Source organism: Metabacillus sp. GQ13, assembly GCF_059758525.1.
Genome location: NZ_JCAXET010000021.1, coordinates 1 through 19,048, shown reverse-complemented (window position 1 = coordinate 19,048; position 19,048 = coordinate 1). Strand labels below are relative to the sequence as shown.

General features: G+C 33.3%; 20 protein-coding genes and 1 pseudogene. 5 read left to right on the top strand and 16 right to left on the bottom strand.

Annotated features, from left to right (window positions below; translation table 11 throughout):
* Positions 1-73: 73 nt before the first annotated feature.
* Together AC6CHR_RS21520 and AC6CHR_RS21515 are read right to left on the bottom strand one after the other, a co-directional pair.
* Positions 74-2,149, bottom strand: a complete 2,076-nt coding sequence (locus AC6CHR_RS21520) for a peptidoglycan D,D-transpeptidase FtsI family protein (protein ID WP_498251085.1) — start codon at positions 2,147-2,149, stop codon at positions 74-76.
* 252 nt (positions 2,150-2,401) lie between these two features.
* Complete coding sequence (locus AC6CHR_RS21515) at positions 2,402-4,444, bottom strand: penicillin-binding transpeptidase domain-containing protein (protein ID WP_498251083.1); 2,043 nt, start codon at positions 4,442-4,444, stop codon at positions 2,402-2,404.
* A gap of 371 nt (positions 4,445-4,815) precedes the next feature.
* On the opposite strand from AC6CHR_RS21515, the gene AC6CHR_RS21510 reads away from it, so the two are divergent.
* Positions 4,816-5,196: a BlaI/MecI/CopY family transcriptional regulator gene (locus tag AC6CHR_RS21510; protein WP_498251081.1), complete on the top strand. Its 381-nt coding sequence runs from the start codon at positions 4,816-4,818 to the stop codon at positions 5,194-5,196.
* An 8-nt stretch (positions 5,197-5,204) separates the two neighbouring features.
* Entirely contained in the window at positions 5,205-7,010 is a 1,806-nt protein-coding gene (locus tag AC6CHR_RS21505; protein WP_498251079.1) for a BlaR1 family beta-lactam sensor/signal transducer, read from the top strand.
* A gap of 174 nt (positions 7,011-7,184) precedes the next feature.
* On the opposite strand, the gene AC6CHR_RS21500 is transcribed toward AC6CHR_RS21505, so the two are convergent.
* Positions 7,185-7,577, bottom strand: a complete 393-nt coding sequence (locus tag AC6CHR_RS21500; protein ID WP_498251078.1) for a hypothetical protein — start codon at positions 7,575-7,577, stop codon at positions 7,185-7,187.
* Between the two features lie 254 nt (positions 7,578-7,831).
* Between AC6CHR_RS21500 and AC6CHR_RS21495 the strand changes: the two genes are divergently transcribed.
* Positions 7,832-8,836: a DUF3231 family protein gene (locus AC6CHR_RS21495; protein WP_498251077.1), complete on the top strand. Its 1,005-nt coding sequence runs from the start codon at positions 7,832-7,834 to the stop codon at positions 8,834-8,836.
* 255 nt (positions 8,837-9,091) lie between these two features.
* On the opposite strand, the gene AC6CHR_RS21490 is transcribed toward AC6CHR_RS21495, so the two are convergent.
* The 3 genes from AC6CHR_RS21490 to AC6CHR_RS21480 all read right to left on the bottom strand — a co-directional run bounded on the left by AC6CHR_RS21490 (position 9,092) and on the right by AC6CHR_RS21480 (position 10,141).
* On the bottom strand, positions 9,092-9,307 hold the full coding sequence (locus tag AC6CHR_RS21490; protein WP_498251075.1) for a hypothetical protein: 216 nt from the start codon (positions 9,305-9,307) through the stop codon (positions 9,092-9,094).
* A 35-nt stretch (positions 9,308-9,342) separates the two neighbouring features.
* Complete coding sequence (locus tag AC6CHR_RS21485; protein ID WP_498251074.1) at positions 9,343-9,795, bottom strand: GNAT family N-acetyltransferase; 453 nt, start codon at positions 9,793-9,795, stop codon at positions 9,343-9,345.
* A 199-nt stretch (positions 9,796-9,994) separates the two neighbouring features.
* Entirely contained in the window at positions 9,995-10,141 is a 147-nt protein-coding gene (locus tag AC6CHR_RS21480) for an NUDIX domain-containing protein (RefSeq protein WP_498251073.1), read from the bottom strand.
* Between the two features lie 228 nt (positions 10,142-10,369).
* Here AC6CHR_RS21480 and AC6CHR_RS21475 point away from each other — a divergent pair, with 228 nt between their 5' ends.
* Positions 10,370-10,816, top strand: a complete 447-nt coding sequence (locus AC6CHR_RS21475) for a carboxymuconolactone decarboxylase family protein (RefSeq protein WP_498251072.1) — start codon at positions 10,370-10,372, stop codon at positions 10,814-10,816.
* Between the two features lie 222 nt (positions 10,817-11,038).
* On the opposite strand, the gene AC6CHR_RS21470 is transcribed toward AC6CHR_RS21475, so the two are convergent.
* The 8 genes and pseudogenes from AC6CHR_RS21470 to AC6CHR_RS21435 all read right to left on the bottom strand — a co-directional run bounded on the left by AC6CHR_RS21470 (position 11,039) and on the right by AC6CHR_RS21435 (position 16,281).
* Positions 11,039-11,353: a hypothetical protein gene (locus AC6CHR_RS21470; RefSeq protein WP_498251071.1), complete on the bottom strand. Its 315-nt coding sequence runs from the start codon at positions 11,351-11,353 to the stop codon at positions 11,039-11,041.
* A gap of 246 nt (positions 11,354-11,599) precedes the next feature.
* On the bottom strand, positions 11,600-12,139 hold the full coding sequence (locus AC6CHR_RS21465) for a 2'-5' RNA ligase family protein (RefSeq protein WP_498251069.1): 540 nt from the start codon (positions 12,137-12,139) through the stop codon (positions 11,600-11,602).
* Positions 12,140-12,261: 122 nt separating this feature from the next.
* The gene (locus AC6CHR_RS21460) at positions 12,262-12,711 is read right to left on the bottom strand and encodes a GNAT family N-acetyltransferase (RefSeq protein WP_498251068.1); all 450 of its coding nucleotides are present in this window, start codon (positions 12,709-12,711) and stop codon (positions 12,262-12,264) included.
* 294 nt (positions 12,712-13,005) lie between these two features.
* Positions 13,006-13,161, bottom strand: a pseudogene (locus tag AC6CHR_RS21455) (IS110 family RNA-guided transposase); the annotation flags it as partial.
* 164 nt (positions 13,162-13,325) lie between these two features.
* Positions 13,326-13,829, bottom strand: a complete 504-nt coding sequence (gene dfr, locus AC6CHR_RS21450; protein ID WP_498251155.1) for a DfrD/DfrG/DfrK family trimethoprim-resistant dihydrofolate reductase — start codon at positions 13,827-13,829, stop codon at positions 13,326-13,328.
* A gap of 467 nt (positions 13,830-14,296) precedes the next feature.
* Complete coding sequence (locus AC6CHR_RS21445) at positions 14,297-14,863, bottom strand: HAD-IIIA family hydrolase (protein ID WP_498251154.1); 567 nt, start codon at positions 14,861-14,863, stop codon at positions 14,297-14,299.
* 307 nt (positions 14,864-15,170) lie between these two features.
* On the bottom strand, positions 15,171-15,551 hold the full coding sequence (locus AC6CHR_RS21440; protein ID WP_498251067.1) for a hypothetical protein: 381 nt from the start codon (positions 15,549-15,551) through the stop codon (positions 15,171-15,173).
* A 160-nt stretch (positions 15,552-15,711) separates the two neighbouring features.
* Entirely contained in the window at positions 15,712-16,281 is a 570-nt protein-coding gene (locus tag AC6CHR_RS21435; RefSeq protein ID WP_498251065.1) for a histidine phosphatase family protein, read from the bottom strand.
* A gap of 635 nt (positions 16,282-16,916) precedes the next feature.
* Here AC6CHR_RS21435 and AC6CHR_RS21430 point away from each other — a divergent pair.
* On the top strand, positions 16,917-17,135 hold the full coding sequence (locus AC6CHR_RS21430) for a hypothetical protein (RefSeq protein WP_498251064.1): 219 nt from the start codon (positions 16,917-16,919) through the stop codon (positions 17,133-17,135).
* A gap of 430 nt (positions 17,136-17,565) precedes the next feature.
* Here AC6CHR_RS21430 and AC6CHR_RS21425 read toward each other — a convergent pair whose 3' ends face one another.
* Both AC6CHR_RS21425 and AC6CHR_RS21420 read right to left on the bottom strand, forming a co-directional pair.
* Positions 17,566-18,372: an aminoglycoside phosphotransferase family protein gene (locus tag AC6CHR_RS21425; protein ID WP_498251063.1), complete on the bottom strand. Its 807-nt coding sequence runs from the start codon at positions 18,370-18,372 to the stop codon at positions 17,566-17,568.
* Positions 18,373-18,551: 179 nt separating this feature from the next.
* Positions 18,552-18,809, bottom strand: a complete 258-nt coding sequence (locus tag AC6CHR_RS21420) for a hypothetical protein (RefSeq protein ID WP_498251062.1) — start codon at positions 18,807-18,809, stop codon at positions 18,552-18,554.
* Between the last annotated feature and the right edge of the window lie 239 nt (positions 18,810-19,048).

The following is a 19,048-nucleotide window of genomic DNA, read 5'->3' as shown; positions in this document are numbered from 1 at the left end:
ATAACCTCTTTCGGAAAAAATGTATTTTTAACCCAATTAGATATTTAGTAATAAAATTCATTACTCTTACTATTTATTGCTTTGAAATATCGGTAGTTGTTACATATTTCTTTTGTAAACTCACATATGCTTCTACTATTCTATTAGCAATATGCTTATTTATTGGATCACCATCATTACTAAGCCATGGGACAACGACACTAAATGCTACCTCTGGATTTTCTGAAGGATAATAACCTACGAAGCTTAAATTATTTGTTTCCTTGCCCCAATACTCGCGTTTGATTCCATAATAAGCTGTTTCTGAGGTTCCCGTTTTACCAGCAACATCATGTGAAAATTTCCCTTTGGCTGTCCCAGAAGTAACAACAAGCTTAAATCCATCTTGAACTCGCTCTAGATCACTTGTTGAGTTATTTACTTTATTTAATACGTTTGGTTCCTTATCCACAACAATTGGTCCAAGCTCAGAATCTTCATCAGGTATATGTATACTTGTTACAATCCTTGGTTGGATCCGTGATCCACCATTCGCTATCACAGAAACATATTGTGCCAATTGTAATGGTGTGTAAGTATCAAATTGACCAATTGAAATATCTAGTAGCTTCCCTGCCTCATCAGGTGGATTCTGCAATCCAGATGACTCCTGTGCTAAATCAATCCCTGTTGGAACTCCCAAACCAAACTGAGCAAAATAGTTTCGTAGCTTCTGGAAATCCTCTGAAGTTGCATGAAATGGCCCATCTTTAATATAAGTGATGTCTGCAATCTTCATCGCAACATAAAACATATAGACGTTTGATGATAATTTTAATGCGTTCAAATCAGTCATAAGACCCAAAGGATATGCACTATATGACTTCTTTTCCGGTGTTCCTTTTAAATAAATCGGTGAATCATAATAAGTTTGACCATGTGGCATTCCATCTTGATAACCTGCAAGAACAGTTGCACCTTTTACAGTCGAACCCGCTTCATACTGTGTTGTAAATGCGCCATATCCATAATCGAGGATTTTATTACGGTTTTCCGGGTCAAGCTGCTTACCAACCATCGCTAATACATCACCTTGATTAGGATCCATCATGACGACAAACGCACGATCCATTAAAAAGTGGTTTCTACTAGCTTTACGCAACTCTTCCTCTACAATCTCTTCCACTTTCATTTGAAGCTCCATATCAAATGAAAGCTTTAAGTCATAGCCTCTTTGACCCTCATCAATCACTTTTTCAGAGACAATCTTACCACTGTTATCAGAAATATATTCTACTTTCGCTTTACGAGGATTTAAGTAATCCTCATACTGGTACTCCAAATAACTTTTTCCGACTCTTTCGTTTCGTGCATAACCTCTTGCGGTATAAAAGTCCTCTCGTGATTGAAGAATGCCTTGTTCAGGTGAGGTTATTCCGCCAAAAATTGTTTTTAAATGTTTTTGATATGGATACGAACGGTCCCAATCAGTGATAATGTCTACTCCTGGTAATTCCTCTAAATGCTCAGCAACAGTAGCAACTTCCGTTTCTGTTAAATTTGTTGATTTGACAATCTGTGGTTCATATTGATAACCAGAAGAAAAACGTGTGTAAAGATAGGCAAGTTCTTGCTGTGCCGGACTTGCTTTAATGGCTTCTATCTCCTGTGTTGGAACACGATCAATCTGTAGTTTATATGTTTTAGCAGGCTCTAATGCTAACTCCTTTTTAGAAAGTAGTTTCTTAGACTCTTCAGCATTTGAGGCCAACCAATAATCTTTTATATCACGAACCTTCAGCTCTTCCTTTAAAAACTCAGAATCAAAATGGATAAACTCTGCAAGCTTTTTGGCAGTTAGGATCTTCTCATCTGTTTTAGTTGTCTTATCAACTGTATATGTAATTGCTGGTACACTCTTGTTATCGACAACTACTCGGTTATAACGGTCATACATTTTCCCTCTTGGTGCTGGAAAGCTTGCATAATCAGCTTCAGTTTTTGAAACTTCTTTTGAGAACTCTTCTCCTTGTACAATCTGAACCATTCCTAATCGGACAATAAGGGCAACGAATAGTAAAAAGACAAGGAAAAAGAAAACATTAATCCGAACATATCTTAATTTTCTAAGTTTGCGCTGATCAGATGTAATTGTGTTTAGTTCTGTCAAAACTGTCTCCTCCTTTCTTTTCACTAAAATAGTTCACTTCCTTATTGAACAGTAACTGATGGTCAGAACAATTTACGTTTCCTGCTATAGTTCTACATTTTTACTATCATAGGTAACCCCCTTAAAATTACACTTGTAAGATTTCGTGTTAATCCTTCCCCAGAATTGAATATCGATACACCTTTGACAGATGATCCATTTCTAGGAGCTTACTACATTCTAAAATAGTAAACTTTTCATCTACGCTTTCGATTATTCTCCAACAGAAATAACCCCTATTTTTTGTAAGTAATCCGACAATGCATTTTTGCCAATTGGTACAGCCGCACTACTGCCACCTTTGTCTTTCACATCCTCTAGCACGATGGCTAGACTTATTTTAGAGGTATCTAGGTCTGTTGCAATGAACCAACCATTTTCACTTCCATCTTCATCATCTTGAGATACTTTTATTTCAGCAGTCCCTGTTTTTCCAGCTAATCGAACCCCTGAGATTTGTGAAGATGTTGCTGTTCCACCTTCTTCATGAATGACAGCACTAAACGCACTTTGTAATGTAGGTAGATGTTCAGATTGAATGGCTTCTTTTTTCCAAACCTTTACAGTTTGATCTTCTGTTTGAAGAAGTGATGGTTCCATAATATCTCCATCATTTGATAATGCACTATAAGCAAGAGCCATATTTAAGGAGGTAACCATGATTTCTCCTTGTCCATATCCTGAATCAGCAAGAAGAATTTCACTATCAATTTTTCCATCATTGGAGATTTGGCTAGTGCTTAACGGATAACCAACTTTTAATTCTTCTCCAATTCCAAATTTTCTCGCTCCAGCATCTAAATCAGCACTCCCCAAATCAAGTGCACTCATGGCAAAATAGATATTATCCGAGTATTTTACTGCACGTTTTAAGTTGATTGATGTTTGATCATTCACCCGAGTAATTCTGTAGTTCCCCCAAGAATGATCTTTTTGCCATGAACGATTATTGATGGCAATTTGCTGCTCTGGATCAATTGTTCCTTTTTCAAGTCCAGTTGCAGCAGTTATTAATTTAAAAACAGAACCCGGTGAGTATAATCTACTAAATCTGTTTGCTTCGTCAGCAAACTGAGTTTCTTCCCGATTTTGTTGTTCTTCCCGAGTCACATATGTTGTGTAGCGATTCGAATGATAAGAAGGTGAACTCACAAGTGCAAGAATTTCACCTGTTTGTGGATGAACAGCAGCGGCTGACCCTTTCTCACCTTTCATCTCATCATAAATATACGTTTGCAAATCAGAGTCTATTGACAACTTAATATCCTGACCATTTTGTGGTTCAAGCTTTGCAATGGTATCAATCTTTTCTCCATCTCTTTCAACATAAATTTCCACTCCACCCATTCCTCTTAGAGTCTCTTCGTATACTTGCTCAAGACCTGCTTTACCAATAAGTGAAGTCGTACTATATCCTTTGTTTTTGTTCTTTTCCAATTCCTCTGCTGTAATACTTCCTACGTATCCAATAAGCCTACCGAAAGCTTCATGATTGATATATTCCCTTGATTCTTTCCTGTTTACGAAAATACCATCATCACCCCTCTCATCTAACATTTTTAATTTTTCATCTTCAGGAAGAATATCGACAATTGGAACAAAGTAACTTGGATTTGTATTAGCATTTAGTTTTTTGTTAATATGTTCTTCACTTATATCTAATGAATTTGCCATTTCAGTTATTTTCTCTTCTCGATTGCTTTTATCAAACACTTCAGGATTTATGCCAACCGTTTTGATTTCACCATCTTTAGCGAGTGGTTTGCCAATTCTATCAAGAATACTGCCTCTTCTTGCTTTTTCAGTAGCTACCCGAACCTTATCTCCGTTTTTCATACTAGGAAAAATCAATGTCTCATCCCATTGGATTTTCCACTCTTTCTCTTCTTTTACGAGCTTTAACTGGTAATCTGATAAATTTACCTTTCCTGCAACAGTTTCCATTTTTATAGAGAATGGAATCACATTCTTTTCATTCTCTTTTTCAGCCAGTTTTTCTTTTTCTATGTTTATGTTACTGGCATCAATACCCGAGTAAATAGTTGTATACCTTTCCACAAAGTCTTTCTTGCTTATGTATTCTTTGGATTCTTTCGATAATAAAGCATACAAAGTACCATAGTCTCGTGTCGATAACAATTCAGCGTAGCGCTCAAAAGTTTCTGCTTGTTTACTCTCGTTTGAGCATCCAGCTATAAAAAGCAAGCAAGTATTCACTATGATAAATAATAGGAAATACAGTTTATTCTGTTTCACTATGTAACCTCCTCGTAAAACTGATCACTTTCACAGTTTCATTTTTATTTTTAGATGACTATTTATGTTTTATCGACTCTTACACATTTGCTTAACCCTCATATGACTATTTATTTACTCATATTCAGAACGGGTTTAAAATACTACATCTGTAAGATTTCAAGGCAAAAATAGTTGCGAATTGAATAGCCACTACCGATTTCACGTATATAAACTTTTACCTTATCGTTTCCAACTACCTGAGCATATTAAATATTACACGTGTAGTATTTAATGTCAAATGTTTTTTTTGTTATCATTTCAATCATTGACTTCCTAAAATACGAACCATATAATGAAATTATTACAAATGTAAGTTTAGGATGGTTGATATGAAAAAAACACCACAAATCTCAGAGGCAGAATTAGAAGTGATGAAAATAATCTGGAAACATCCCTCGATCAACACCAATGAGGTGATTGAAAAGTTAGCTAAAACGAGTAAATGGAGTCCTAAAACAATTCAGACGATGTTGTTACGGTTACTTAAAAAAGGTGCATTGAATCATTCTAAAGAAGGTCGTGTATTTGTTTATACAGCTAATGTAGCTGAAAGTGATTATCTAGAAATTGAGAGCAATAGTTTTTTAAACCGATTTTATAACGGTACGCTCAACTCTATGGTATTAAACTTTTTGGAAAATGATAAACTATCAGATCATGAAATTAACGAATTGTATCAAATTTTAGATGAACGAAAGAACAGAAAGTAGGAAATGACATGGGCAGTTCATTCTTTACGCTCTTTTTGATTAGTAATGTCATATTGTCTGTGATTTTTTGTATCGTCGTAACTATAAAAAAAGGATTAAAGATTCAACTAACTGTAAACACCAATTATTATATTAGTCTGCTATCTTTATTAACATTGTTTGTACCTTTTATTCCTTTGCATTTTCTAAATACAAACCCTTTATTTGACTGGATCCGAAATATAAGCAAAAGCGATTCAACATTATCGGATATCAATTCTTCAGGTAAAACGAATGAATCGGTTCAAAGCATAAATTGGCTACAAGATTTTTCTATGTCCATTGACCATTCGTCTTTTAAAATAATGGATTCTACCCTTTTCATCGTCTGGATAATAGGAATCATTGTTATGGTAGTGGCGACTTTATCTAGCAATCTGAGAATTTTCAAAATCAAAAACAGCTTACAAGTTGTTGATGATAACAAATTATCAACACTGTTCACTACATGTAAAGAGGAATTAAAAATTCATAAAAGAATCGTTTTAGGATATTCCTCATTGATAAAATCACCGATTACCTTTGGTCTGTTCCAACCATATATTGTCATACCAAAGAATCATTCAATGCTTTCTAATGACGAAATGAAATATGTTTTGCTTCATGAGTTGTATCATTGTAAACGTAGGGATATGCTCGTAAACTATTTCATGTGTATGTTCAGAATGGTTTATTGGTTTAATCCTCTCGTTTGGTATTTTTTAAAGGAAATGAAAACAGAGATGGAGATTTCTTGCGATCATGCTGTTTTAAAATCGCTAGATACGGAGTCACATCTCAAATATGGTGAAGTGATTTTAAGATTTGCTGCTGTTTCGCAAACGACATCATCCTTGTTTGCAGCTTCCGAAATCAGCAGTTCATACAAACAGATAAAAAGACGTATTGTTAAAATCGCAAATTTCCAAGTAGAACCACAACTGCTAAAGATAAAAAGCACTCTCATATTCCTACTTGTTCTGACCATCATTTTGGGGAGTATTCCCTCTCTATCCGTATTGGCTATGAACAAAGAAATAAATCCTTTTACTCCTACCGATGTAGTGAATAAAAATGACGATAGCTTTTTTGATGAATTTACAGGGAGTTTTGTTCTTTACGATTCCAAAATAGACAAGTACACGATCTATAATCAAGAAGAAAGTACCACAAGATTCGCCCCTGCTTCCACTTATAAGATATTCAGTGGATTGTTTGCATTAGAATCTGGGATTATTACAAGGAACCATTCTCAAATGACTTGGGATGAAACCCAACACCCGTATGAAGAATGGAATCAAAATCAAGATTTATTCACTGCTATGGAAAACTCTGTTACATGGTATTTTCAACATCTTGATCAGCAAATTGGCAAAAAGAAATTGCATCATTACTTTGACCAGATAAACTATGGAAATGGTGATTTATCAGGCGATCTATCGAATTACTGGTTCGATGAATCTCTAAAAATTTCTCCTGTTGAACAGGTAGATATGTTGAAAAAGTTTTATGATAATGATTTCGCCTTTGAACAAGCTACTATTCAAACTGTGAAAGACTCCTTACTTTTAGAAGAATCAAATGGTAGCCGTTTATCTGGAAAAACGGGAACCTTAGACATAAACGGAGAACTGATTGAAGGTTGGTTTGTCGGTTATGTAGAAACGAAAGATAATACGTTTTTCTTTGCCGTTCATATTCGTGGGGAAGAACAGGCAGGTGGAAGTTCTGCTGCTAAGATCGCACTTTCCATTTTAGCAAAGGAAGGCATTTATCAATCAGTTTCCTCACGATAGAACCGATATTATCTATTTCGTGTGTCTTATTAATCTATAGACTAATAAGACATGATTTCGCTTCACCAATAGTAACCGAACCGCAGATTACAATCTGCGGTTTTTATATCGCTGTGCCCCATTTTAATTTATCATTACCTTCAATTTAATAAATTCGTTATGGAAAAAAATGATCTATTCTTCTTTATGTTTATCAATTCGGATTAGTCCTTCTTGCCAGAGTTGATAAATGTAAAGAGTGATGGAGATTACTGTCATTATTAAAATCCCTTCCAAAGGTGACAAGTTTCCACTACTTGTTGTAATTTTAAGTTTTTTCCATAAATCTCTAAAGCCAAACGAATAAATACAATCTACAACTAAATTAACAACGAAATAAATCGCAAAATGGCGAAATGTGAAGCGGAATATCCATATAGTTCCAACTGAAAAAATCCCATAAACAGTATGTATTTGTGCTACTCTATCCCAAGAGAAAAGAGTTTCTTTATACTTCCACCAATCATAGGTCCAAGCTACTTGGTACATAATTGTATTTATAACCGTTGCAAACAAGGCAACAGGCATATACCTACGAATAGTAGAATTATTTTAAAAAAATAACGAAAACCACGGTAATAAAAAGAAAGCCCATAAAACGATTTTTACCATAAATGAAGTCTCCTTTAAGATTATATATGGTATATTTCCTCAAAGTTCTTTAATCTACTCACTTTCTTCAATTATTTCACCTAGTTCATTGGAAGAAGATTTTAAGAATTGAATAATTTGTTACCCTTAGAAACATACTTTAATCAAAAGTGGAAAGGGAGGTAATAGTTGTGGATAATAAAAACCCTATAACTTCATCAGAATTAGGAACACTCTGGCTTACATACCAAGAAAAGACACTTATCCTAAGGATTTTAGAATATTTCATAGAAAAATCTGATGATCAAGAAGCTCTGAACATCATGGGAGGTTTATGGCAAGAACTGCATTATTATGTTAAGAAGGTTGAAAAAATTTTTATAAGTGAAGGAGTTGCCATTCCTACTGGATTTAATAAGGAAGATGTTAACTTAGAAGCACCTAATTTATACGACAATGGGTTTGATATTATGTTTCTTCGTATCTTAAAAGAAGTAAGCATGGGTATGTATACAATTAATATGAATATGGCGTATCGTGATGATGTTATGATGATTTATGAAGGCCTTACTAGAGTAACTCAAAAGATTTATAAATTAACTACTCTTTATTTACTTGAAAAAGGAATTCTTACCCTTCCACCAAATGTAACGATGCCTAAATCCAAAGAGTTTATTGAAAGTAAAAGCTATTTGAGTGGATTTAATCCATTTAGTGAAAAAAGAGTATTGAATGATATTGAGTTAGGTTATCTTCATCATGGAATTGAGACAAATAATATTGGAATGCAGCTGATTACCGGCTTTGCACAATGTGCAGAGAATAAAGAGGTTAAACAATACTTTGTGAAAGGAAAAGAGCTAGCTAAGAAACAAATAAAGGTGTTTTCTGACATCCTTCTAGAAAACGTTGCTCAGTTTTCTGCTACTTCTGGAAGCACTGTAACCACTTCTAAAGTCGCTCCCTTTTCTCAAAAGCTCATGATGTTTTGTGTTTTCCTTCTTAATGGTTTCGGAATTGTAGGAAGTAGCTTCGGCACAATGTTTAGTTTAAGAAAGGATGTATCCATGAAAACAGCATTAATAGCCAAGGATATATACTTCTATGCCGATGAAGGTATTAAAATTATGATTAAAAACGGGTGGTTTGAGGAACCACCACAAATGGAGGATAGAGCTCAAATAATAAAAAAATAATCGATATATTTTGTTTTAAGGTAATAAGTAATCCTAGTCTTATTTGAGTTCACTTATTAGCTCTTTATCAGCATTGATTACTATGGTACTTAAAGCTACAGATTTAAAAATACACGCCAAGTTTAACTTTACGGTTGAATACAATTTAGTAACTTCCTCAAAGTATAGCAAAAAGGTAAGCATAGTAATTGTGCTTACCTTTTTTCACCAAGTAATCTACCTTAGTTAATGTTTACAATTACTATGTATTTCCTGTCATTTTTCATTACTAACTAAAACATACTTATTCTCTGAACGGAATCCGTTTTTAAACTCCCATTTCCCGTGTGTACCGGTAAATGGTTCGACTGCTATATATCCACCATTTCCTCGAACTTGGCCGGCATTCCTTACGAAGACTTCAAAGTTTAGGTATACTGTTTTATTACAAGAACCTGAAGGATCTTTAGCAAGTCGACATATCACACCCATATACATAGGAAGTTGGCACACTCCCCTTTTTTAACCTATAACTCTTGAGATAAACGAACCATATCTCTGCACTGAATACCGTTCTCAAAAATTTTTTCAGGATAATGCCTAATAAAAAAGTCCATATCAACACCAATTATTCTAAAACCACATTTTTGATAAAGAGCCAGTTGCCCTATACCTGAATTTCCAGTTCCAACTTCAATTGTTTTGTAGCTTTTTGCCTTTGCTACCTTAATCGCATCCATTACCAACTGTTTCCCTATCCCTCTACCATGTTGCTCTTCTACGACTGCAACATTCACCAGCTCTACTGTCTCTGGTCTGGTTGGAAGTAATACATAAACTCCAACAATTTGCTGTTCTCTTTCAGCTACATAACATTCCCCTCTATTGACATATTCCTCAACAATCTCTTTGGATGGGTCAGCCAATAACAACAATTCCATCGGAAGTTTTTCACTTTTAGTAAGTTTCCTAATATCCATTTTAAGCTCCTTTGCTAACCTCTGATTTCTTTGTGATTCTATATTCCCTTTTTAAAAACTAAACTGCCCTATAGTTGAAGAAGAAATAGCGATGATGTTATTGAAATATCACACTAGTTAATGAAGTAAGATTATTTAATTAGAGGAAAGAATTGTTTTTTCATAAGGTACAGTAGAATCTATAAAATCTTCGTCAATTTTAAAGAATCCTTTTTTTAGATTCACTCTTCCACCTTTCACCCAATTCCATAAATCCGCCTGGGAATCCCCATTGACCATTATCAGTACGTTTTTGCATAAGCACTCGATTTTCTTTATCAAAAATAAATGCACCCGCAACAACCATAATTACCTTTTTCGTTACCTACCATTGACCTAAATGTTGAATGTAATCCATTTATACAACCCTCTCATTTTAGCAATATAAATCAAATCAGGACAAACTCTTCTTGCACATTATGTTCGAATTCCGATATAACCTAATTTTAAAAAATCCATTACCATCAACCCTTTTCATTAGCACATACGTTCAAAAACATCTATAGTTAAGTTATAAATGGAAAGGAGTGGAAAAATGAAAAGGTTTGACTATTACAATGTAGCCCCAGAAGGAATGGAAATTATGATGCAAATGGAAAAATATACAAAGAACTCTTCCGTCAATAGAAAACTTAGAGAACTTGTAAAAATAAGAGTTTCTCAAATAAATGGGTGTGCATATTGCTTGAATATGCATACATCTGATGCACGGAAAATGGGTGAAACTGAAAGTCGAATTTACTGTTTACCTGCTTGGCAAGAATGTGATTTTTATGCACCTGAAGAGAAAGTTGCTCTCGAACTATCTGAACATATCACTCTAATCCCTACAAAAGGAGTTCCAAAAGAACTATATACACGGGTAAGGGAACATTATAATGAGAAACAATATATTGACCTTGTTCTTATTATTAACCAAACCAACAGTTGGAATAGAATTTCTATCGCAATGGGAAATACAGTAACCGTAACGGAAGACTAAGGTTACTCAAAACGAGCATCATATTCGATGTTCGTTTTTATTTATGTCGGATTTTCTATCAAATGCGACATTAAGGAGTCATTCCTCTCTTCCACTAAACTGCCTCCAATTATGGTAACTAGATCTTAAAGTAACACCCCCATAATTTAATTAAAGGAATAATATTTGTTACATAGAAATGACTATACGCTTTACTAGTAAAATCAATTTATGCGTATAAACTTATTTAACAAAATGACATATATCTAGAATTACTTTTCCACTTTCATCAGGTTTAGTAAAACGATGACACCCATACCGTTCAAAGAACCACCATGCCCCTATTTCATCAGTAACTATTTCATACCCTTCTTGTGAAAGCATTTTAGCACATTCTTCTTCCTTACCATATATTTCTGGTTCTGTTCCATGTACCCAACAAACACCTAAATTAGAATCTGTAAAATCGATATAGTCGTACCCCTCTGGGACTACCGTACCTTTTGGAAGAATCATCCCTATCCAATATTCAAATTCTTCTCCTTCTTTCCATCGCATTAAGCCGATATTTGTATTGAAATCTTCATATACAAGCGCACCCCTTATCCAATCATGCAGCAGGAATATCGTCGCTCCACCACAGAGAATGAAAATATATCGAACTGTCCTTACTGATTATAAGCGAATCAATCCAACCCATAGTGCCATTAATTAGGGCTTGCTCTATTTTTTTAAAACGAATGGGAGGGGTCTTCTTTGATATAACGACATTTATTTTCAAAGTATCTTAATAAGGGTAAAAAACTATTTTTTAAATCTTTTTGAATATATGATTGGTGCTTGTCTTTCATCAGATACATCAATTAAAGCGACTTCCACTATCTGTCCTAGTATAGTGCTATGTCTTTTTGAACAATCATTAAATGCCTCGGTTAGTTTTTCTTGAGACAACCTATTAGCTATCGTACAATGTGGTATCCAATTATCAGGAAGATACAATGAAATTGGATTATCATTAAACCTTTCGAAAACCATATGATGGTTTGAGTGAAAATCAATTAAGTCTTTTGTAACAGTAGGGGAAAAAAACAATGTCCCAGATTTAAGAAAAGAGCCAATTGTATTAAACTGTATATCAATCACTGGGTGATTTTTATATGTTACATCCATTTGCTCGATGAAATCAGGTATATTTAAGTTGTTATAACTCGCCAAAGTAATATGAGGTTTCCTATCTTCCACTTCATAAGCATAGAAAGAAATAGACCTTACCATTAATTCCTTCCAAATATTCTTTATCAATTGTTTTGTTGATTCATCGAATAAAGCGATTAGTCCATACATAAGAAGACCACCTTAAATTATTATCTTATTCAATACCCCTGCCACTTTAGTCGAATAAGAAATATGCCTCGCTCCTTAGAAGCAAAATACTTGTTGTTCGAAGACGTATTATAATATATGACTTAATCGATAATTTTTGACATCATCATCATTCTTTGACTTACATAGAATCCGTTTTTCTTATAAAAATTTTCAGCTTGTCCATCTCTTGCTGTTAAAAGGGTAATACGTTTTATATTTTTTTCCTGACAATAACTTTCTAATGTGGTAATCAACCTCGAACCAACGCCTTTACTTTGAAACTCAGTATTCACACACATTTCTATAAGATTAAAGTGTCTATCTTGTAACCATTTTTCAGAATAACCCATTAAAAAGCCATTTAAAAAACCATCTTTGCTAAATAACCCTATACCCCAGTAATGTTGATTATGAATTATCTCGGATAGTCGTTCTTTGACATCTTTATGTAACCAACCATCATTCCAAGGATCTCCGTTAAAGACGGATGTATAAAGAACAGTACATTCTTCTAAATTCTGTAATGATAGCCCTTTCATTTTATAGTTCATACGATTTCCCCATTTCTATTTACATAATTTATTTCTATAAAGAACCAATAGATCCTCCTCTAATAATACCTATCTCATCCAATACTTTTTATCAAACCTTCTTCAACTCCCTCAGTTTGATCCTCTATCTCTTGAATGCTCACTTATTCGCAGGATTTCATAACTCTTATAAAAAAATGACGGATAATAGGAATGAATAATTACCTGTAGGTTCCATACTACAATTGTTGCATTTAAGTTCTTTCGCTTTTGTAGAATTTGGATGCAGTCTAATAGTCTTCAGAATTCCACTTTTAATTTCAAATGTCAGAGGTTCTCTGACTATAATTCCACGGTAGTTGATAGCTCGTGCAACGTGAATCTGTTGTGCTATTCAACACCAACAATAAGCTGTTTATCGGGTATTCTTTCTATTACTTGATTTTGATAGTCTTGTATTTTACTATTCATAATAGGGCTTCCTCCTTAAGAGGCTTAGTTTAGAGTGGTCTCTATACTCGTATCTTACTGAGGGAGTCTATTTTTTCAAACCTGATATTTAACGATCTACAGAAATGCTAAACTGCCACCTTAGTTCAATATAAAAAGCGATGCTTCGTTGTTATAAAGCATCGCTACCAGCTATCTAAATAAGTTTTTCTTTCATATACATGAAAATAGTAGTCATACGGATTTAGAGCATCCTTAATTCCTCTTTGGGCAGACACTTCATACCATTCCTCATAATTCACTTCTGGGAAAAAAGTATCTCCTTCGAATGCATGATGTATTTTTGTTATATACATTTTCTCAACATAAGGGAAAAATAATTTATAAATTTGTTCTCCACCGAAAATAAAAATCTCTTCTTCGTTTTTACATAACTCAAAGACATCTTCTATTGAATGAAGAATTTCACAATCATTAAAAGAAAACCCTGTATCCCTTGTCATGATAATATTCCTTCGTTTGGGTAAAGCTCTTCCTATTGATTCAATGTTCTTTCTACCTAAAATAATTGGATGTCCCTTTGTAGTATGTTTAACAAACTCCCAGTCTTTCGGAATTCTCCAAGGAATGTCGTTCTCTTTACCAATTACTCTATTTATATCCATCGCAACAATTAAAGACACTTTCATATACAACACAGCCTTTATAACTATTTTTCCAAGTAATTTCTTATTTAAATTGAGATTTCTTTTTCCACTAGTCGAGTAAAGGAAAACCTCTCTTTCCATCGGTAGATAGATTGCATTCTCCCCTTGCCATTTACAAAATACAGCTAATCTTTTAGGTTCAGATATTGCTAATTCTGCTATCTTTACTAGTAAATATGCCTCTAGTAAGGGCGATAACTGGTAGATAGCCTTCTCTCTAACAGCATTACCCAACTCCATTGGTACTACGCTGCTATCCGACTCCCTACCAAGCGTTTGGCTTCCTTTAAATTTACCTTTAGCTCTCCTAGACTTGCTACGAGTGAATGGCTAGTTCTTTCTCGACGGAAATCCCATCCGCTATAGGACTCGACCTAGGCTAGGCCGCACACCTACCCCGATCGTTAAAGAAAAAAGCCTCGCTATCCATAAGCAAAGCTAGTCCTTTATTATAAATATTGGTAATATTCCTCTTCTGAAATTATCCATTTAACAGCTTCATTAAAATCTTCCGCGATAAAGTCAGGTTTAATTTCACCCCAACGACCATAAAATTGTTTATTTATGTACTTGTTATAAGTTTCTTTCCCACTTCCCGTTTTCACTAAAATCTTCTTACAACCAACTTCATCTGCAGCTAATAAATCAGTCCACCTATCACCGATAACTACACACTTTCCTAATTCTAGATTATTTTCTATAGCAGCCTTTTCTAACATTCCTGATGAAGGTTTTCTACAATTGCATCCTTCATTATGTTGATGAGGACAGATATAAATTTTGTCAAAGCCAAAATCCTTAAGTTCATTATAAAAAGAATCGGATGAAGCCTCTCCTTTAGATATTCCAGGTTGATTAGTAAAAGAACAAATTAGAACACCAGCCTTTCTTAATTGGTTAATTGACTCTAATACTTCTGGGAAGAGTTCAAAATCCCCTGGATAAATAACTCTATCACTACCTCCTATAGTTCCATCCCTATCAATGAAAATAGCTTGTAAGTTTATAACTTTCATCTCCGAAGTCGCAATTTTATCCTTTATTAAATATTCTTTATTTATCAATAGAATTCATTGATATAAACAATTTCTTCTTAAACTCCAAGTTAGTTCAACAAGCTCCCACAGAATTAGATGTATATTCTATACAAAACTAATTAGTTCCATTAATTAGGGCTCGCTCTATTTTTTAAAACGAATGGGATGGATCTCTATGATAATGTCATTTTTCGGAGTTATAAAAGTTTTTTTCATTAGTTGTTAATGAACCAAAAGGGACTAATCTTTATTGCTGTAAAGAATTCATAAGTAAAAACATAATATTTTAGACTTTCTTTTTCCAAGACATTAAATCAGAAAAAGCCAATCCAAATGATACTCCAAAAGGAATACCTAAATCCAAAATATCCATTTGCGAACGTCTAAAAAAATAATAAATAAAAAAGTGTGCAACACTTAAAGAAATAAACCAAATAATAAACGTAAAAAGTCTTTTTCTTATTTGAATCCAATTTAACTTCCTTGTATTCATAATAACTAGTGAGATGGAGAACAAACCATATAGAAAAAGATAAATTACATATCCTATAATAAATTTAAGAGAAATATAAGTATCAATATCCTTATATATTATAAATATCGTAAGTATGGTTCCTACCAAAAATACACTAAACAAAATTAAGTTTAACGAAATATATTTCTTCATCTTTTACCTCTTACCTTCAAAGTCTTTATTTCTTTTGATTATCTCAAAATATCAGAACTTATGCATTGGTAAATCTCCTTGCACTTGCCCCTTTAGTTGAAGAACATAAAGAAAAAAGGCTGCCGTAGGAATCAATATTACTCTTCAACTCTTGAACCCGTTAGTTGAACAGAGAAAACGTCATACAATTCCAATGCTTTGCATCCCTTTTTCTCGAACTTTTCATGCCCTTCTTCTGTAACTCTTTAGCAATCAACATATTAAAAAAACCGTGTCCAACTAATACCACTGATTTATATTCATTAGCGTAGTCAATTAACTGTTGTGATGCCTTATTTGCCCTGAATTTTGCTTGATTCAAAGACTCGCACTTGTATGAATAGCCACTGAACCATAATATCCTTAGTACAATCGTCCAGATACTTGGCTTTAACTTCACATTAAATAATTTTGAAGAAATAGAGGGTAACTCAGTTTCTCGGAATAAAGGGTCAGAAATGATTTTTGTTACTGGATTTAATAATCTTGCTGAATTAACAGCCCTTTTTAAATCACTCGTAATAATAATATTTGCAGTTGCAACTTTTTCAAGGGTTGCTGAGGGATATGTTGACTCTTCAAACACTCCAAGGTAATCATAGCTTTTAATACACTTCTTAAATTCCAAACCAGATATTTTATCATTTTCAGTTAGTTGTGATTTTCCATGTCTAATTAATGATATTTCCATAATTCTTCTCCTCAAATTTGCACTTCACTTACTACCATTAACTGTTATTCTATAAATGAATTTAGGAATCCTTCTTCAATTAATCTGCCACATTAGTTCAACTAGATCCCACAGAATCAAATGTATACTCTATACAAAACTAGTCATCATATTTTTTGACAAAAACGTCACACCAAGTCTTCATCCTTTTGAAAACTCTCTCTATTATCACTATTGTTTAATAAAAATTCAGCTTTAGAATTGCAACACTTAATTTATTTAATTTTGGTTCTAGCCATTAAGGCAACTATGAAACAAAAATAAAGTTTAAGCGTCTTCTTAATGTAATAGATTAGTAGGTTCAAGTTTGGATTTTTATTATATATACCTTTTTTACTGTTTTTTAATAGAATATTTACATATGTCAGATGTAAAAGAAAGGAAGGAATACTATTGGTTCAAAAACAAAAACAAGAGAAATATAATACAAGTTTTTTTATCATATCAACAATTTTATTTTTAATAGTGATGTTGGATAATATTATAGAGGATAACTGGTTTGATTTTTTAGCCTATTGTTTATCTTTTTTGATAGTATGTTTTTTAATCTTTATTAGTGCTAAACAAAAAAGAAGAACGGTATGAGTAATCTTTAGTTGTTTATTTGTAATTTATATATTATCAGTTTTATTGTTACAATTGCTGTTTCTTTTATTCCTGAAGTAGGAATTCGGATCGATGAAGATTATTATTGGTTTTTCGGTTATCCGGCTCAATGGTTTAGTTATTTCGGTGGAGGTTCATTTAATTTTGTTATCTTCTACGTTTTATTTCTCCTTTTGTTTAAAATATTGAAGGAAATGTTTGCTCAGTAAACTTCTCCATATTCATAAGTAGCCTAATGATCTTTTTTATTATTTTAGATTTATTAGGTGTGATGAAAACGTCAAACCTCTGAAAGGACAAAAACCATTCATACCAATACTTCAAATTATTTTTAAAACGGCTTTAGAATTCAAAAAACTTGATAACGCGAGCCAAGTACTAACATTATTGGGCGCAATCCCTTCAACCATTTGGCTTTCGACCCGTCACCTAACTGTCTATGTTTAAAGACTAAAGTTACCTTTAGCACTCCTAGACTCGCTACTAGTAAAAGGCTAGTTCTTGCTCGACGGCAATCCCACCCGCTGTATGATACGACCTAGGCTTGGCCGCACACCTGCATCATTCGTTTAATAAGAAAATGGTTTACTCCTTCTTGAAGTATTGCAGCCTTTAGTTAAAGAAGAACGTTTGATTTTATTATATATTCTCCAAATGAAAACGTACAAGAGACAATAATTTTTTCTTTTCATCTACCGATAAATCCTCAGCTAGCCTTGCAGCAGCAACAGGTAGTTCCCATTGTTTGAATGTCTTTGTTGTATATGGTAAAAACTTTTTATAATAACGAAGATAATAATAAATCATTAACCTGCGAAATATCCTATGAATTCTGTAATGGAATGGTGAAATCTCTTTAGGAAAACCACCATAATTTATTATTAATATTGTCCTAACTAAATCTGCCATATGATTTCCGATTGTCGCATCCGACCAATCAATTATTATTGGACCTTTATCCGATAGCAGAATATTATTTGGGTGAAAGTCTCCGTGACATAATATATTATCTTCAGGTAACATATGTAAATAATCAATTATAGTCTTCTGTTCTCTGCTTGTTAGTTCTGTAACCTTTTCAATTTTCCATTCAAAGGACTTTTTTTGAAATGGAAGAGTAAGACCTGACTTTTGATGGATATCAGCTTGTAATTTTGCCATAATTTTTATTTGTCGTATTACAGTCCAAGGTTTTTCCTCTAATTTTTGTGTTAATGGAAAACCCTTAATTTTTTCATATATTATTGCCTTTTTCCCCTGTACAATTCTTTCACCATAAACTTTTGGAACACATAAGCCAGTCTCGATTACCTTTTGACTATTTGTAAGCTCTTGATTAATGTAAGATGAATGAATGTGTTCGTGAAAAACTTTTGCAACTCTATTCTCATCTAACAAAACAACCTGAGCTGTATTACCTTGACCTAAAATATGTCCATTTATCAACGTAATCACTCACTTTCTTACAGGTAAATACCCTTATAATATATTTCTATAAAGTGAGGAAGAAGACCTTTGAATTCCATTATTAAAATTTTATTCAATTATCCTGCTTCTATAGTTGAAGAACGATAAAGAAAAAGTCTGCCGTAGCAACCCATTTTATTCTTCAACTCTTGCACCCGTTAGTTCAACAATTTTTTATAAGAAAATATAACAATTCCGCAAATCACTGTTACTCCTATAAAAGTAAACAAGTAAAGAAAAGGAGAATTAGCTTTACCAAAATCTACTTCACTTTGAAGTGTCTCTACTTTATCCCACGCACTTGCTATATCTGGTTTGTAGTTTCTTGTTTTGATATAACCGACCAACATCATACCGACTATATAGATTATATGAATTATAATTGAACCAATAAATGCTTGTATAATTATCTTCATTTAGACAACCTCCTTTACATCCGCATTACCATAATAACCCATATTATTCTTCAAGTAACCTGCCACGTTACTTTAATAAGGAAAAAGCGATCCTTCGTTATTGAAGCATCGCACCCTAAAGTTTAAGTGTACTATTTCACAATTAAACTTTAAGATAGGTAATAAGTGATCTTAACTTAGGGATATATCCTTTGGTTTGTATCTCCTCAATAATGTTTCAAGATGTTCTTTTACATCAT

Coding starts and splice junctions, on each gene's coding strand:
- AC6CHR_RS21510 (WP_498251081.1), top strand. CDS start 4,816: ATGAAAAAAACACCACAAATCTCAGAGGCAGAATTAGAAGTGATGAAA.
- AC6CHR_RS21505 (WP_498251079.1), top strand. CDS start 5,205: ATGGGCAGTTCATTCTTTACGCTCTTTTTGATTAGTAATGTCATATTG.
- AC6CHR_RS21500 (WP_498251078.1), bottom strand. CDS start 7,577: ATGCCTGTTGCCTTGTTTGCAACGGTTATAAATACAATTATGTACCAA.
- AC6CHR_RS21490 (WP_498251075.1), bottom strand. CDS start 9,307: ATGGGTGTGATATGTCGACTTGCTAAAGATCCTTCAGGTTCTTGTAAT.
- AC6CHR_RS21485 (WP_498251074.1), bottom strand. CDS start 9,795: ATGGATATTAGGAAACTTACTAAAAGTGAAAAACTTCCGATGGAATTG.
- AC6CHR_RS21480 (WP_498251073.1), bottom strand. CDS start 10,141: ATGGTTGTTGCGGGTGCATTTATTTTTGATAAAGAAAATCGAGTGCTT.
- AC6CHR_RS21475 (WP_498251072.1), top strand. CDS start 10,370: ATGAAAAGGTTTGACTATTACAATGTAGCCCCAGAAGGAATGGAAATT.
- AC6CHR_RS21470 (WP_498251071.1), bottom strand. CDS start 11,353: ATGCGATGGAAAGAAGGAGAAGAATTTGAATATTGGATAGGGATGATT.
- AC6CHR_RS21465 (WP_498251069.1), bottom strand. CDS start 12,139: ATGTATGGACTAATCGCTTTATTCGATGAATCAACAAAACAATTGATA.
- AC6CHR_RS21460 (WP_498251068.1), bottom strand. CDS start 12,711: ATGAACTATAAAATGAAAGGGCTATCATTACAGAATTTAGAAGAATGT.
- dfr (WP_498251155.1), bottom strand. CDS start 13,829: ATGAAAGTGTCTTTAATTGTTGCGATGGATATAAATAGAGTAATTGGT.
- AC6CHR_RS21445 (WP_498251154.1), bottom strand. CDS start 14,863: ATGAAAGTTATAAACTTACAAGCTATTTTCATTGATAGGGATGGAACT.
- AC6CHR_RS21440 (WP_498251067.1), bottom strand. CDS start 15,551: ATGAAGAAATATATTTCGTTAAACTTAATTTTGTTTAGTGTATTTTTG.
- AC6CHR_RS21435 (WP_498251065.1), bottom strand. CDS start 16,281: ATGGAAATATCATTAATTAGACATGGAAAATCACAACTAACTGAAAAT.
- AC6CHR_RS21420 (WP_498251062.1), bottom strand. CDS start 18,809: ATGAAGATAATTATACAAGCATTTATTGGTTCAATTATAATTCATATA.